The following is a 14,511-nucleotide window of genomic DNA, read 5'->3' as shown; positions in this document are numbered from 1 at the left end:
GTGCTTTCTCTTTGCAACGGGTATACCACCAGCTATCAGTAGCATGGTGGGCGCGTACGCTCGTTGATATCTATGCCCCGTGTTACTGCACCAGATGATGGCTAAGCGCATATTTCACAATATCGGCGTTGGTGGTGAACTTCATTTTCTTCATCAGGCGTGACTTATAGGTACTCACGGTTTTATTGCTGATCACCAGCGCATCGGCAATGGCATTTATCGATTCACCATGCGCCAGCATAATCATGATCTGACGCTCGCGCATCGTCAGGTTCTCATGTGGCGGTCGGTCGCCGCTCTGATACTGAGAGAAAATAATCTCCTGCGCCAGCTCATGATCGATATAGCGCGCGCCGCGTGCTACCTGCCGAATCGCGCTCAAAAGCGCCTCCGGGTTTTTATCCTTGGTGATATAGCCCAACGCGCCGCAGTACAGCACCCGACGGGCAATCTGCGGTTCGTTATACATGCTCAATACCAGAATACGCAGCGCTGGATACTGTAGGGTAATACGGTTAATGAGATCTTCGCCGCTGATGCCAGGCATGGAAATATCCAGCAGCAGCAGATCGATACCGCCTTCGCGCAGGCGCTCCAGCACCTGACCGCCGTCAGCCGCTTCTCCGACGACATCAATGCCGTCATCCAGCAGAAAAATTTGCTTTAATCCCTCACGCATAATGGCGTGATCGTCAGCAATCATCAGGCGTATTGCTTGCGTCATGAGGTGCTCACTTATCAATCTTGTTAAACAGGGCGCGGGAAAGGCTGCGCGGGCGATGCGGAAAGCTCAGCTGTACGCGGGTGCCTTCGCCGGGACGGCTATCGATGCTGACCTCGCCGTTCAGCATCGCGGCCCGCTCCACCATGCCCGGCAGCCCCCAGGCGTTAGGGCGCACATTCTGCATATCAAAGCCTTTGCCGTTATCCACCACATCGATCCGCAGCTTATCGCCATCCTGTTTCACAAAGATATACACGCTGCTGGCTTTGGCATGTCGTTGCACATTGGTCAGCGACTCCTGCACCACGCGAAAGGCGGCGGTAACGCATTCATCGCTCAGGCGCAGCTCTTTTCCCTGCGGCGGGATAAAAATGCAGCGGGTGGTATTGTGCTTGTTAAACTCGTCGCGCAGCCACTCCAGCGCCGGCACCAGACCCAAATTCAGCATATTCGGGCGCAGGCGGGTAGAGACGTCGCGCACCACCTGAATAGTACTGTCCACCAGTTGCATCAGATGATCCACCTGCTGATGCAGCGCTTCGCCCGCCTCTGGCGACTGCATACGGATCAGCGACAGACCAACGCGCAGCGAGGTCAAATGCTGCCCCAGCTCATCATGAATCTCATGGGCAAGATGCTTGCGCTCCGCCTCGCGCTGGGTTTCCTGATTGCGTGCCAGCAGGCGCAGCTGCTGATGTGCTTCACGCAGCTCCTCTTCCGCCAGGCGGATAGCGGTGATATCACGTCCGACGGTCAGCACGCTCTCTAACTCGCCGTGCAGATTGAACTCCGGCACGCTGCGTACGTGCAAAATGCATCGGCGGCTGCCCTGGGTAAGCGTCAGCTCGCCTTCCGCTTCGTTGCCGCTTGCCATACTTTGTGACACCAGCCGCAGCAGCGCCATGCCGGTCTCATTGTGCGGCACCGCTTCGGTCAGCTGTCGGTGATAGATCTCCTGTTCGCGCCCTTCAAACCACTTCAGCACCGGCGGGTTAACATACACACAGCGCAGCGCCAGATTGAAACGGGCGATCATATCCGGCGAGTTCTCTACCAGCGCGCGGAACTGCTTCTCGCGCAGCTGCTGAACCGCCTCTTTCTGTTTTACCTCGCGCACGTCGCGCACCACGCACAGCGCATGCGGTTCGCCGCCGTGCAGATAGTGGCTGGAGCTCACCTGAACGGAGATCAGTTCTCCCCGGCTGGGCGTGTGCTGTGAGGTAAAAGTGATCCCTTCCGGGCGCATGGTCAGTTTCCACCATAACGCGGTAACATCATCATCCTGCAATTCATGATCGATAACGGCGAAACTAAGCTGCATTAAGGCATGCGGGGAATAGCCCATTAATTTGCACGCCTTCTCGTTAACATATTTTATCCGCAGAGTACGATCCACTAAATAAATCGCATCATGAATGCGATCCAGCGCGATAGAAGAAAGACTATCGGGCGGCGTCAGCGTAGGATTAAGGCAGTGAGAATAATTCTGCAATAACGCATCTCCATTTTCTGGCATCATTTATCAGCCCTCTGAAATTTCAGCGCCGAGCCAACAGAATAAACTTTCCCGCCGGATTTATCTTATTCGCGTAATGTCAGAATAATCTCAGGCATAAACACGATTTTTTAACGTTTCCCTGGCGCGGGAAAGTCGTGAACGAACGGTGCCCACCGGAATATTAAGCTGCTGCGCCACATCCTGATAGCTGCCGTCATGCCCGACTAAAATTGATAGCATGGTTTTCAGATCGTCCGGCAGGGTTTCGATTGAGGCCAGGGTTGCGCCTAAAACCCGTTCATTTTCCGTGATATCGCTCGGATCGCAGTCGTAATGCATATCGGTGAGAATATCATCATTCAGCGTATCAAATAAAAAGCGACCCTGCTGGGATTTATAATAATTACGAATCAGATTAATCGCGATACCAAACATCCAGGTTTCCGGGCGTGAAGCGCCGATAAATTTATGGCCGTTACGCAGTACCTCCAGGCAGGTCATCTGCGCAATATCTTCCACATCCTCATGATTCGCCACACGCTTGCGAATGAAATTCAGTAATTTCTTATTATTTTTTTTAAAAACGTCCGTCCAGTCGATAGCAACAGCAGAGACAGTTATTGGCTGGTCGGTATTGATGTCGATCATTTTATTTTCTCCACAGGAATCGGGTGTGATTTCCCATTGGCTATAGCAAGCGCTGTGCCAGGAGAAATAAAACAACTAACAGCTTGTTTTTATTATTCGCTGTTTAATTTACCAGGATATTTCTGAGAAAAAACTGGCAAAAAGCATTTTATTCGCTGTGCCATTTTTTACACAAATTTCGCAGGTTAATTATTTCAAAGCGATAAAATTTTTTTATTTGTGAATTCAGGGAACCCGAACCGCAAAAGCGCCACATAACCGGGGTCAACCTGATGAGGAACGGGCGATGCTGAAGACCCCAACGCTGCCGCTAATGCCGCACCCTTTTAAAGCCCTGATGAAAGCCGCCGACGGCGGCACAGAGAAAAATGCCAGCCGGGTTCCTGAACAGTCGGCTGCCGTCAGTGCCAACGATATGAAAGAAGAAGTGGGGCTGATGTTCTCCGAGCGTGCCGAAAGCCAGAAAAAGACCGAGCAGCGCCGTGTGCAGCAGCAGCACCTGCGTCACCGACAAAACGCAGGCAAGGTTGAACTGCATAAGCTTTACGCCATGCTCGACTCCGACGATCGGGCGCGGCGGGAAACCCACCTCGGCCAGCTGCGCGATGCGCTGAAGCGCAAGCCGCCAGCAGATACCGATGAGCTGCTGGCGCAGCTGGATAACGATCCGGCTCGCTGCGATCTGCTGCTGCGCGTGATGGAGCGTGAAGCGCGCGATCAGGGCGATGATGAGCTTTGTCACACCATTAACAACCATCTACAGACGCTGCAAACCCAGCATGGCGAACGCCTGCGCGCCGGTCTGAACACCGCCGCCGCCTTCGCGGAATTTACCGTGCATCCGCAACAGCGCCAGACGCTGCGCAACCTCTATTACGACAGCATTGTTCATCAGCAGTCGGCAATTGCGATGGTCGATCTGCTGCTGGCGCATACCGAACCGCAGCAGTTTGTCTCTGGCCTGCGCACCTTACAGCGGGCGCTGGCAGACGATATCGCCGCGCTGGCTTCTTCCATCAGCACCGGCGCGCTGCGCCATATCCAGACCGGCCTCGCGGAAGCGCGCCAGGTAAGTCATACGCTGGAAGAGAGCCAGAAGCTGCTGGAGCGCATGGCGGGAAAAATGACGCTGCATACCGTCAGCGCGGTGGATCTGACGCGCCGCCTGCTGCATCTCAGCCACCACGGCGCCTGGCAGCAGGATCTCCAGCAGTTAGGCGAAGATGTGGTGGCGCACCCCAGCGCCCGCCAGCTGTCGATGTTCTTTAACGCGATCCTGCCGCTGGTGCGCAGCCTGCCGCTGGCGTTATGGAAAGTAAAAGATGGGCGAAAAACCGCGCTGGCGCTGCTGGCAAGACACAGCGCCGCGCTGTTAAAGAATGAACGTAAACAGGCGCGTAACCCCTGAGCGCAAGGCCAGAGAGACGTAAGATGAACGGCTTATTTTTAATTCTCAATAAAATTGCCATCAGCGCCATGCAGCGCTCTGAGATTGTCGGCGCCGCCTTTGCCATGGCGCTGGTGTTTATGCTGATTATCCCGTTGCCGCTGGCGCTGATTGATACGCTGATTGCGCTGAATATCTGCCTCTCTTCGCTGCTGATCGTACTGGCGATGTACCTGCCAAAGCCGCTGGCCTTTTCCACCTTTCCGGCGGTGCTGCTGCTGACCACAATGTTTCGTCTGGCGCTGTCGATCTCGGTGACGCGCCAGATCCTGATCCAGCAGGACGCGGGCCATATCGTTGAAGCCTTTGGCAGCTTTGTGGTCGGCGGCAATCTGGCAGTGGGGATGGTGATGTTTTTGATCCTGACGGTGGTGAACTTTCTGGTGATTACCAAAGGATCGGAGCGCGTGGCGGAAGTCGCGGCGCGCTTTACCCTCGACGCGATGCCTGGAAAGCAGATGTCGATCGACAGCGATCTGCGCGCCGGATTGATCGATGTGCATCAGGCCAAAGCGCGGCGTAGCGATCTGGCCAAAGAGAGCCAGCTATTTGGCGCAATGGATGGCGCGATGAAATTCGTGAAGGGCGACGCCATCGCCGCGCTGGTGATCCTGTTTATCAACCTGATCGGCGGCATCAGCATCGGCGTGCTGCAGGTGGGCATGACGGCGGGCGAGGCGCTGCATGTATTCTCGATCCTTACCATTGGCGACGGGCTGATTGCCCAGATCCCGGCGCTGCTGATCTCGCTTACAGCCGGGATGATCATCACGCGCGTTTCATCGGACAACGACAGCGTGGAAGCGCCGAATATTGGCCGTGAGATCGCCGAACAGCTTACCAGCCAGCCGAAGGCATGGATCCTCGCCTCAATGGGCATGCTGGGTTTTGCGCTGGTGCCGGGAATGCCAGGGTTGGTTTTTACTCTGCTGGCGTTGATCACCCTCAGCAGCGGCGGATTTCAGGTGTGGCGCGCCCGGCATACGCTGCGTCTCGCTCAGCCGCAAATTGAAAACGAAGTGATCCCGCCGGAGCTGAATGGTCGCGAGGATCTGCGCCAGTTCAACCCGACGCGGCCTTATCTGATCCAGTTTCCCACTGACTGTCGCGGCAAGGCGGAAACCCTCGATTTAGTGCAGGAGATCCGCCGCCTGCGTAACCGTATCGTCTATAACTTCGGCTTTACCCTACCGGCGTTTGACATTGAATTCAGCGACAAGCTGAGCGCGGATGAATTCCGTTTCTCGGTGTATGAAATCCCGAAAGTGGCCGGCACCTTTAACACCGCCTGCCTTGCCGTGGAGGCGCGCTGGCTGGAGAGCCTGAGCGAAGAAGAGCAGCGCCAGCTACAGGCTGACAATCAGCCTGCGCTGCCGGAAACGGGCGGGGAGCAAGCGCCGTCGATCGTCGCGCCGAAACCCGCGCTGGGCCAGGCCGCGCGTCAGGAGGCGCACTATCTCTGGCTGCCGCCCGATCATCCGCTACTGGAAAATCAGGAGGTGGTGCGCTGGACTGCCGCCGAGCTGCTGCTGAAACGCATGGAAAATGCCATTCACGCCAGCAGCCCGCATTTTATCGGCCTGCAGGAGACCCGTGCGCTGATGGGCTGGCTGGAGAGCGAGCAGCCGGAGCTGGCGCAGGAACTGCAGCGGGTAATGCCGCTGGCGCGCTTCTCCAGCGTATTACAAAAGCTGGTGGCGGAGCGTATTCCGCTGCGTTCGGTACGCGCCATCGCCGAAGCGTTAATCGAGCATGGTCAGCATGAGCGCGATGTGTTTCTGCTGACCGAGCAGGTGCGCATTACGCTGAAAACCCATCTTTGCCATCAATACAGCCAGGCGGACGGCATCCATGCCTGGCTGCTGTCGCCGGAGCTGGAAGAGGCGCTGCGTGACAGCCTGCGTCAGACGCAGAACGATATTTTCTTCGCGCTGAGCCAGGAACAGATTCAGGCGGTGCATCAGCAAATAGGCCAGGCCTTCACCACCGGCAACGAACAGCAGGCGGTGCTGCTGGCAGCGCAGGATCTGCGTGGGCCGCTGCGCGCGCTAATCGCCGAATCCTTCCATCAGGTGCCGGTGCTCTCTTTTGCTGAACTGGAGCCGACGCTGGCGGTGCATGTGCTGGGACGTCTGGAGGCGGATGCTCTCTTTTATTCACTCACCAACTGGGAGGGAGAATAATGTTTGAACTGCGCGTACTGTCGGGGCTGCACTGCGGTGCCGCGCTGCCGCTCAGCGGCGATCGCTGGCAGATTGGCGCGTCGACGCAGGCTGATTTGCTGCTCAGCGATGAAAGCGTAACGGGCTGCGAGCGCTGGCTGCATTGTCAGGAAGGGAGCTGGTGGCTGACGGAACAGGAAGAGGCCAGCGACCGGCAGCCGGTTACGCTGGAAGAACCCTTTGAACTGGCGGGCGTCTGGCTCTGCGTGGCGCAGGCCAGCACGCCGTGGCATGAGGCCGCCGCGCTGCCCGCCAGCGCCTTGGCTTCCGCGCCTGCTGCCGCCGTAGCGGAAGAGGTGGCAGCGCGTACCGGCACGCCACGCTGGATGCGCGGGGTGATATTCGGCCTGCTGCTGCTGTTCAGCTTCACCGTGGTGAGCTGGATCTTACAGCCCACGGTCGCCCAGCCCAACGCCGGTGAAAATTCACGCCCCGCCTGGGGAACGGTGGAGGATCTGCGTGCGCCGCTGCAAATCATGTTGCGCGAACGCGACCTGGCGAACAGCGTAAAAATCAGTCGTCAGGGCGATCGCCTGCTGCTGAGCGGTAGCCTGACTAAACCGCAAATCACCGTTTTTAACCGCATGATGACGCGCTTCTATGCGCGCTACAGCGCTGCTGCGCCGGTCACCAGCGCAGTGCGTCCGCTGGAGAAAAAGCTGCCGTTCCGCATCGTGCAAATTGCAACCGGATCGCGCGCCAATATTGTTACCGACGAGGGCGAACGGCTGTTTATCGGCGATCAGATTGGCGATCTGCGTCTGGTAGCGATTACCGACGATCGGATCGAGTTCAGCGGTCACGATCCTATTACGGTGAAATGGTAATGCGCATCGATCTTGATAGCTGGTTCAGCCAGCAGCAGCAGCGGCTGCGTCAGCCCGATGCGGTCAGCGTGTATGGCCGTATTACCGGCATCAGCGGCATTCTGCTGGAGTGCAGCCTGCCGCGCGCGCGCATCGGCGATCTTTGCCGTATCGAACGCGACGCGGAAGAGAGCGTGATGGCGGAAGTGGTGGGCTTTAACCCGCAGCATACGCTGCTGTCAGCGCTGGGTCCGCTGGACGGCATCGCGCAGGGGGCAAGGGTGACGCCGCTTTATCTGCCGCACAGTATCGCTGTTTCCGATGCGCTGCTGGGCTGCGTGCTGGATGGTTTTGGTCGTCCGATTGACGGCCAGGGCGTCGGTGCGTTTGCGCTGCCGGGCGAGGCGGAACGCACCATCCCGGTGCTGGGCGACGCGCCGCCGCCCACAGCCCGCCCGCGTATCTCAGCACCGCTGCCAACCGGTGTACGCGCCATTGACGGCATGCTGACCATTGGCGTCGGCCAGCGCGTTGGCGTATTTGCCGGGGCGGGCTGCGGCAAAACCACGCTGCTGGCAGAGCTGGCGCGTAATGCGCCCTGCGATGCGATTGTTTTTGGACTGATTGGCGAGCGTGGCCGCGAACTGCGTGAGTTTCTCGATCATGAGCTGGATGAAGAGCTGCGCAGCCGCACGGTGCTGATCTGTTCTACCTCCGATCGCAGCAGCATGGAGCGCGCCCGCGCCGCCTTTACCGCGACCGCCATTGCCGAAGCCTTTCGCGAGCAGGGCAAAAGCGTGCTGCTGATCCTCGATTCCCTGACCCGTTTCGCCCGCGCCCAGCGTGAAATCGGCCTGGCGCTGGGCGAACCGCCCGGACGCGGTGGCCTGCCGCCGTCGGTCTATACCCTGTTGCCGGGGCTGCTGGAGCGCGCCGGACAAACCGAAAAGGGGGCGATCACCGCGCTCTACTCGGTGCTGATCGAAGCAGACTCCATGAACGATCCGGTGGCTGACGAGGTGCGCTCGCTGATCGACGGCCATATCGTGCTGTCACGCCGTCTGGCGGAGCGCGGCCACTATCCGGCGATCGATGTGCTGACCAGCCTGAGCCGCACCATGAGCAACGTGGTAACCCGCGAGCAGATGCGCGATGCCGCACAGCTGCGCCGCATGATGGCGGCGTGGCAGCAGGTAGAGATGTTGATTCGCCTGGGCGAATACCAGCCCGGCCACGATGCGATGACCGATGCGGCAGTGGAGGCGCAGCCGGTGATTAACGGCTATTTGCGCCAGGCCACGCGCGCGCCCAGCGACTGGGAGAAGACGCTGCATCATCTTTCAGAGGTAAGCCAACATGCGCCAGAGGATTAACCCCATTGAAGAACCGGCCCCGGAAGATCCCGCTGCCAGTTTGCGCGACGCGTTTGCCCTGCTGTTGCCGATCCGCCGTCAGCGCCTGCGTCGCAGCGAGCGTGAGCAGCGTCAACACGAGCAACAGCTGGAACAGCTGCGTGCGGAGGCGAGAAGGGCAGATGAACAGCTTACGCAGCGGCAAAGCGATTATCAGAGGCTGCGCGCCGGGTTTGATACCGCTTATCTGGGGCATCAACCATTTTCCCGGTTGCAGTGTGGCCTGCAGCAGGAGGAGAGGGCCGCCGGGGCAGTACAGCGCCAGCGCCAGGCGGTCTGCGAAAGCGCTGCGCAGTGTGCCGCGCAAAGCGAGAAGCTGGCGGCGGTGCGTACAGAAACTCAGCTGCGACAACGGGAGCTGGAAAAGCTGGAGATGCTGATGCAGGAAAATGAGGTGCCATCATGAACCCTTTTGCGGATCGAACCCTCGCCGCAAAGCCGCGGCCTGAACCGCAACCGCGCGAGCCACGTGAACCGCGCCCGCCGGAGCGCGAGACGACACGCGCCAGCGCAACGTCGAAGCCCCTGAAACCGCAACCAGAGCCAGCGCCGCAGGCAAAACCGCCCTTACGCGGGGCGGATAAAACGCGTCACGAACGCAGCCAGGGCAATACGCCAGGCAGCGCGACGAAACGCAGCGACGAGCCGTCTTCGGCCAGCCCGGACGGCCTGCTGTTCAGCGCGCTGCTGGATAGTGTCCCGACGCCGCCCGCTTTCAATGGCTGCGGCGTGGAGCTGCATACGCAGCCGCGTTTTACTCATGAGACCGCACACAGCGCGCCCGCCGCCGCGCCAATGGCGCTCTGGCAGCCGCTGGAGGCGGAGCTGGGACGCATTACCGACCGTCAGCCTGACGGGCCGGTCGCGATGACGCTGCTACTGCCGCGTCTCGGTGCGGTGGATGCGCGTTTACAGCATCTGCCCGCCGGCGGTTGGGATATTGCGCTGCGCTTTTCACCGGCAGCGTTAAACGCGCTGGAGGCGCATCAGGAGCGCTGTCGCCAGGCGCTGCGGCGTCGAATGGCCAGCCGGGTGCGTCTGCGTTTTGAACAGCGGGGGGCCGCATGAAACTCTCTCTGCCACGCCGGGAGACGGATGAGGCACTGCTGCGTCAGCGTATCGGTGCCGGGCTGCGCTTTCACTATACGCTGGCGGGCGAGGCGGGCCAGCTGGCGCTTTTTCTTCCGAAGGATCAGTCAACGGCGGCACCCGGGCTGACGCTGGGCTGCAACAGCGGCGTCTTGCAATTAAGCGATGCGGAAGGGGTACTGGCGCTGATCTCCGATTGCCCCGCGCTGCCGTATGCCGAGGCAGAGAGCACGCCCTGGTACTGGCCGCTGTTTAATCAAAGCCTGAGTAGTGAATTACAGCCGCTGTTTGGCAATCTCTCGCCGGTAAATAAAACAGAAGATGCACCATTTTCGCTTTGCCTGGAACTCAGGCTCGGTGAACTCCACTCAGAAAGTATGTTGATGGCATCCATTGCCACGCTGAACCGCCTGCTGGATCAGGCGGGCTGGCAGCCGGAGGCGGCGGGGCTGCCGTCCGATTTGCCGCTGAGCTTTCCGCTGACCGTTGGCGCGCTCACGTTGAGCGTCGGACAGCTGCGTCAGCTGCGACCGGAAGATGTGCTGTTGCCGACGCACGCCGCTTTTTCTCCGTATGGAGAAGGCTCACTGCAGCTGGCTGGCCTGCGCCTGACCGGAGAGCTGACCGGTCAGGCGGATCGCGCCTTTTTTACTCTTTCTGATTTGGAGATCGCGCCTGTGACATTTCCCTACGATAACGATGATATGGCCCCCGCTACGCAGCCCGACGAGGCGTGGCAGAGCGAGCCTGCGCCCGCGCTGGATGGATTGCCGCTGGCGTTAACGGTGCGCTGCGGCCAGCTGCGTTTGACGCTGGGAGAGCTACAACACCTGAGCGCCGGAACCACGGTTATGGTGGATAACGTGCGGCCAGGCGAGGCGCTGCTGTGTCACGGCGATTTTCCGCTGGCGAAAGGCGAACTGGTGGATGTGGAAGGGCGGCTGGGGTTACAGATCACCCATATGCTGCCGGGCAGTATTAATCCTCTGGGACACGGCGGGTAAAACGCGAATGGAGATGCAGTCGCTTAACCCGATGATGCTGGCGCTGTTCCTCGGCGTGCTGTCGCTGGTGCCGATGTTGATGATTATCTGTACCTGCTTCCTGAAAATTTCCATGGTGTTGATGCTGACGCGTAACGCCATGGGGGTGCAGCAGGTGCCGCCTAATATGGCGCTGTACGGCATCGCGCTGGCCGCCACGCTGTTTGTGATGGCACCGGTCTTTAATGATTCAAGCCAGCGTATCAAAGCGATGCCGCTCGATTTCAGCAGCATGGAGCGGCTGGAGTACACCTTCGGCAACGGCGCGGAGCCGCTAAGAAAATTCATGTCGCGTAATACCGACCCGGATATTCTGGTGCATCTGCAGGAGAACGGCGCGCGCATGTGGCCCAAAGAGATGGCGCAGAGCATTACGCCGCAAAGCCCGCTGCTGGTTATCCCCGCCTTTGTGCTGTCGGAGCTGCAAAACGGCTTCAAGATCGGCTTTCTGATTTTTATCCCTTTTCTGGTGGTGGACCTGATTGTCTCGAACGTGCTGCTGGCGCTGGGGATGCAGATGGTTTCGCCGATGACGGTCTCGCTGCCGCTAAAAATCCTGCTGTTTGTGCTGGTCAGCGGCTGGACGCGGCTGCTGGACGGCCTGTTCTACAGCTATCTGTGAGGCGGCAATGGAGATACTGACTTTTTTCCGCCAGGCGATGCTGCTGGTGGTGCTGCTTTCTGCGCCGCCGCTGATTGTGGCGGTGCTGGTGGGCATCGTGATTTCGCTGGTGCAGGCGGCGATGCAGCTACAGGATCAGACGCTGCCGTTTTGCCTGAAACTGGTGGCGGTAGGCATCACCCTGGCGATGACCGGGCGCTGGGTAGGCGTTGAGCTTATTCAACTGACGCAGAACGCTTTCGCCATGATGTCGCGGGTAGGCAGCTGATGCTGTGGAGCGACGCGCTGGATCAGCTGTTTAACGCGCTGCTGGCGCTGTTGCTGGGCATGGCGCGCATTTTTCCCTGTCTGCTGCTGACGCCTGTATTCTCTTTTTCCGTGATTAAAGGCACGCTGCGCACCGCTATTGTGGTCGCGCTGGCGTTGTTTATCGCGCCGGTGTTATATGGCGATATGCTTAGCGCTTCCCTGTCGCTGATGGGGCTGGCGGCCATCGCCATTAAAGAGCTGATCCTCGGCGCGCTGATTGGTCTGATCCTTGGGCTACCGTTCTGGATGTATGAGTCGGTCGGCGCGCTGTTCGATAACCAGCGCGGTGCGCTGATGGGCGGGCAAATTAACCCGCAGCTGGGACCAGACGCCACGCCGCTGGGCTATCTGATGAAGCAGGTGATGATTCTGTTGCTGATAGTGGGGCCGGGGCTGGGCGCGATTACGCAGCTGCTGTGGGACAGTTATCGTATCTGGCCACCGCTGGCGTGGCTGCCGCCGTTGAGCGAGCAGGGCTGGCAAGTCTGGCTGGATCTGTTGAAAGAGACGTTTGTCGCCATGGTGCTGTATGCCGGGCCGCTGGTGGGGCTGCTGCTGCTGCTGGATTTCGCGGTAGGGATTATCAGTATTTACAGCCCGCAGATTCAGGCCACGGTGCTGGCGATCCCGCTGAAATGTTTGCTGGGGCTGCTGTTTTTTGTTTTGTATCTGCCGCTGCTCAACCATCTGGCCGGGGAGCGCCTGTTTGAGTTGCGCGATCTGAGCGCGATATTCCCCCATTTGTTTGCGGCTAAGGGAGCGGGACATGAGTGAAAAAACCGAAGACGCAACCCCGCAAAAGCTCCAGGAATCACGTAAAAAAGGGCAGGTAAGCCAGAGTCAGGATATTCCCAAGCTGCTGATTTCCATTGGCATCCTGGAGGCGATTTTTGCACTGGTGGACAGCGGCATGCAGCGAATGGAAGCGATGATTATGCTGCCGTTGACGCGCATCGGTCAGCCCTTTGGCCACGCCATGGAGGAGGTAGTAACCGATTCGCTGCTGGTGCTGCTGCTCTTTTCCGCCATTATCGGCGCGATTGCAATTGTGCTGCGTATCGTGGGCGGCTGGCTGCAGTTCGGGCCGCTGTTTGCGGTGGAGGCGATGATGCCGAAGCTGGAGAGCCTGAATCCGGTCAATCACTTCAAAAATATGTTCTCGGCGCGCCAGTTTACCCAGTTGCTGACCAGCATTATCAAAGCGGGGGCGATTGGCATGGTGCTGTGGCTGGCGTTAGAACCGGAAATCGGTAATCTGGCGCGGCTGGCACAAACCGATCTCAACACCTTCTGGCATGGCGTGTTGATGCTGTTTGTTAAGGCGGCACGCCAGGTGCTGCTGGCGCTTCTGGCGCTGAGCGTGCTGGACTTCGGCCTGCAAAAGTATTTTTACCTGAAACAGCAGCGCATGAGCCATGAAGATATCCGTAACGAATTCAAGCAGAGCGAAGGCGATCCGCATATGAAAGGGCACCGCCGACAGGTGGCGCATGAGATCTTAAACGAAGCACCGAAAGCGCCGCCTCGGGTTGCGGTAGAGGAGGCTGACGTGCTGCTGGTCAACCCGACCCACTTTGCCGTAGGGCTGTACTATCGCCCCGGCGAAACCCCACTGCCGCGTCTGCTGTTCAAGGCCAGCGATGATGATGCTCACCATTTGATTGAGCAGGCGCAGCGCGCAAAAATTCCGGTGATCCGTTATATCTGGCTGGCGCGTACGCTTTATCGCACCACGGCGGAAGGTGAGTGGATCCCGCGCGAAACCTTAAAAGCGGTCGCTCAGGTTTATCGTCTGCTACGCGAGCTGGAAGATCATTATCTGGATGAGGTGATAGAGCTGGAGGAGGAGTGATCATTTTAATAATGATTAGCAGTGAGAACCTTCTGGATTAAAGAGCTTTAAGACGATATAAATCGTCAACTTTTTCCACTGTTGCCGGATAATATCAAGGGCACAAAGATAGATTTTATTTAAAATGTTTTTTTAATAAGAAATGGCTAATGGACTGACCGTTATATAGCGGCGAGATATAGCGTTATAATTAATGCTTGGTTAATTATTCAAATACTATTATGATTATATTTATCAACTAAAATCGACAGTTGATAAAGTTTAACCTGCATCAATAGATTTTTAATTTTACTTAAAAAAATAACTTCCCTGCTTTTTTTTCAACAACGTTGCCTGTTAGCGTAAACCTGATTTTATCATCTTTTTTCAAAGCCAGATAAAATGCGTGCGTCAGGATCATGATGAACCGTTAATAAATTATCACAGCCGCTTTTTAAGCTGCGGCAGCTATTCGTATCATGGCTCTAATAACCACTTTGAGCTGATTTATAACAGAGTTAATAAAGTTAACGCTAACCCATTTCCTTATTATCACCGCCCGCATCCGCGGGCCCGCTGAGCACGGAACTCACCTATGTCTGAACGTATCACCGCACGGCTCCCGCAGGAGGGGCTGCTTTTCTGGAAGCTGGAGGGACGCGAGGCGCTGTCGCATCCCTTCGAACTCACCGTCACGCTGCTGGGCCCCGACGCCCGCGCCGACCGCCACGCGCTGCTGGGCCAGCCGCTGACGCTGGACATCCCCACCGGGCGCTTTCTGGCGGGCACGCGGCACCTCAACGGCAAAATCACGCGGGTGGCGGTGCACAGCGAGGAGCTGGGCGGCACGCGCCACGCGG

Annotated in this window: 15 protein-coding genes; 12 read left to right on the top strand and 3 right to left on the bottom strand. The window is 58.2% G+C overall.

Annotation, left to right across the window (positions count from 1 at the left end):
• Window positions 1-82: 82 nt before the first annotated feature.
• The 3 genes from ACQE3Z_RS17420 to ACQE3Z_RS17410 all read right to left on the bottom strand — a co-directional run bounded on the left by ACQE3Z_RS17420 (window position 83) and on the right by ACQE3Z_RS17410 (window position 2,870).
• Window positions 83-724, bottom strand: a complete 642-nt coding sequence (locus tag ACQE3Z_RS17420; protein ID WP_426974763.1) for a response regulator — start codon at window positions 722-724, stop codon at window positions 83-85.
• A 7-nt stretch (window positions 725-731) separates the two neighbouring features.
• Window positions 732-2,243, bottom strand: a complete 1,512-nt coding sequence (locus ACQE3Z_RS17415) for a PAS domain-containing sensor histidine kinase (protein WP_426974762.1) — start codon at window positions 2,241-2,243, stop codon at window positions 732-734.
• Window positions 2,244-2,330: 87 nt separating this feature from the next.
• Entirely contained in the window at window positions 2,331-2,870 is a 540-nt protein-coding gene (locus tag ACQE3Z_RS17410; protein WP_085068180.1) for an RNA polymerase sigma factor, read from the bottom strand.
• A gap of 286 nt (window positions 2,871-3,156) precedes the next feature.
• Between ACQE3Z_RS17410 and sctW the strand changes: the two genes are divergently transcribed.
• From sctW to ACQE3Z_RS17350, 12 genes are all read left to right on the top strand, one after another.
• Window positions 3,157-4,278 carry a type III secretion system gatekeeper subunit SctW gene (gene sctW, locus ACQE3Z_RS17405; protein ID WP_426974761.1) on the top strand — a complete coding sequence of 374 codons (1,122 nt, stop codon included), beginning with the start codon at window positions 3,157-3,159 and terminating at the stop codon, window positions 4,276-4,278.
• Between the two features lie 23 nt (window positions 4,279-4,301).
• The gene (locus ACQE3Z_RS17400; RefSeq protein WP_426974760.1) at window positions 4,302-6,500 is read left to right on the top strand and encodes an FHIPEP family type III secretion protein; all 2,199 of its coding nucleotides are present in this window, start codon (window positions 4,302-4,304) and stop codon (window positions 6,498-6,500) included.
• On the top strand, window positions 6,500-7,366 hold the full coding sequence (locus ACQE3Z_RS17395) for an FHA domain-containing protein (protein WP_426974759.1): 867 nt from the start codon (window positions 6,500-6,502) through the stop codon (window positions 7,364-7,366). Before ACQE3Z_RS17400 ends, ACQE3Z_RS17395 begins: the two co-directional genes overlap by 1 nt.
• A complete protein-coding gene (sctN, locus tag ACQE3Z_RS17390) occupies window positions 7,360-8,718 on the top strand; it encodes a type III secretion system ATPase SctN (RefSeq protein ID WP_426974758.1) in 1,359 nt (452 codons plus the stop codon). The genes ACQE3Z_RS17395 and sctN overlap by 7 nt, the downstream gene beginning before the upstream one ends.
• Entirely contained in the window at window positions 8,702-9,163 is a 462-nt protein-coding gene (locus ACQE3Z_RS17385) for a hypothetical protein (RefSeq protein WP_426974757.1), read from the top strand. Before sctN ends, ACQE3Z_RS17385 begins: the two co-directional genes overlap by 17 nt.
• The gene (locus ACQE3Z_RS17380) at window positions 9,160-9,825 is read left to right on the top strand and encodes a type III secretion system HrpP C-terminal domain-containing protein (protein ID WP_426974756.1); all 666 of its coding nucleotides are present in this window, start codon (window positions 9,160-9,162) and stop codon (window positions 9,823-9,825) included. The genes ACQE3Z_RS17385 and ACQE3Z_RS17380 overlap by 4 nt, the downstream gene beginning before the upstream one ends.
• Window positions 9,822-10,850, top strand: coding sequence for a FliM/FliN family flagellar motor switch protein (locus ACQE3Z_RS17375; RefSeq protein WP_426974755.1), 1,029 nt, complete (start codon window positions 9,822-9,824; stop codon window positions 10,848-10,850). The genes ACQE3Z_RS17380 and ACQE3Z_RS17375 overlap by 4 nt, the downstream gene beginning before the upstream one ends.
• Window positions 10,851-10,857: 7 nt before the next feature.
• Window positions 10,858-11,511 (top strand): type III secretion system export apparatus subunit SctR, encoded by a 654-nt coding sequence (gene sctR, locus ACQE3Z_RS17370; RefSeq protein ID WP_426974754.1) that lies wholly within the window; start codon window positions 10,858-10,860, stop codon window positions 11,509-11,511.
• A gap of 7 nt (window positions 11,512-11,518) precedes the next feature.
• On the top strand, window positions 11,519-11,779 hold the full coding sequence (sctS, locus tag ACQE3Z_RS17365) for a type III secretion system export apparatus subunit SctS (protein WP_085068171.1): 261 nt from the start codon (window positions 11,519-11,521) through the stop codon (window positions 11,777-11,779).
• A complete protein-coding gene (sctT, locus tag ACQE3Z_RS17360; RefSeq protein ID WP_426974753.1) occupies window positions 11,779-12,594 on the top strand; it encodes a type III secretion system export apparatus subunit SctT in 816 nt (271 codons plus the stop codon). The genes sctS and sctT overlap by 1 nt, the downstream gene beginning before the upstream one ends.
• Window positions 12,587-13,672: a type III secretion system export apparatus subunit SctU gene (gene sctU / locus ACQE3Z_RS17355; protein WP_250651690.1), complete on the top strand. Its 1,086-nt coding sequence runs from the start codon at window positions 12,587-12,589 to the stop codon at window positions 13,670-13,672. Before sctT ends, sctU begins: the two co-directional genes overlap by 8 nt.
• A gap of 574 nt (window positions 13,673-14,246) precedes the next feature.
• Window positions 14,247-14,511 (top strand): contractile injection system protein, VgrG/Pvc8 family (locus ACQE3Z_RS17350; protein WP_426974752.1); only part of this gene is annotated, 265 nt, incomplete at its 3' end.

It is taken from the genome of Pantoea sp. FN0307 (assembly GCF_050113815.1).
GTDB lineage: Bacteria > Pseudomonadota > Gammaproteobacteria > Enterobacterales > Enterobacteriaceae > Mixta > Mixta alhagi.
Note: the sequence above shows the minus strand (reverse complement) of the source record. Positions and strands in the feature narration are given on the sequence as shown.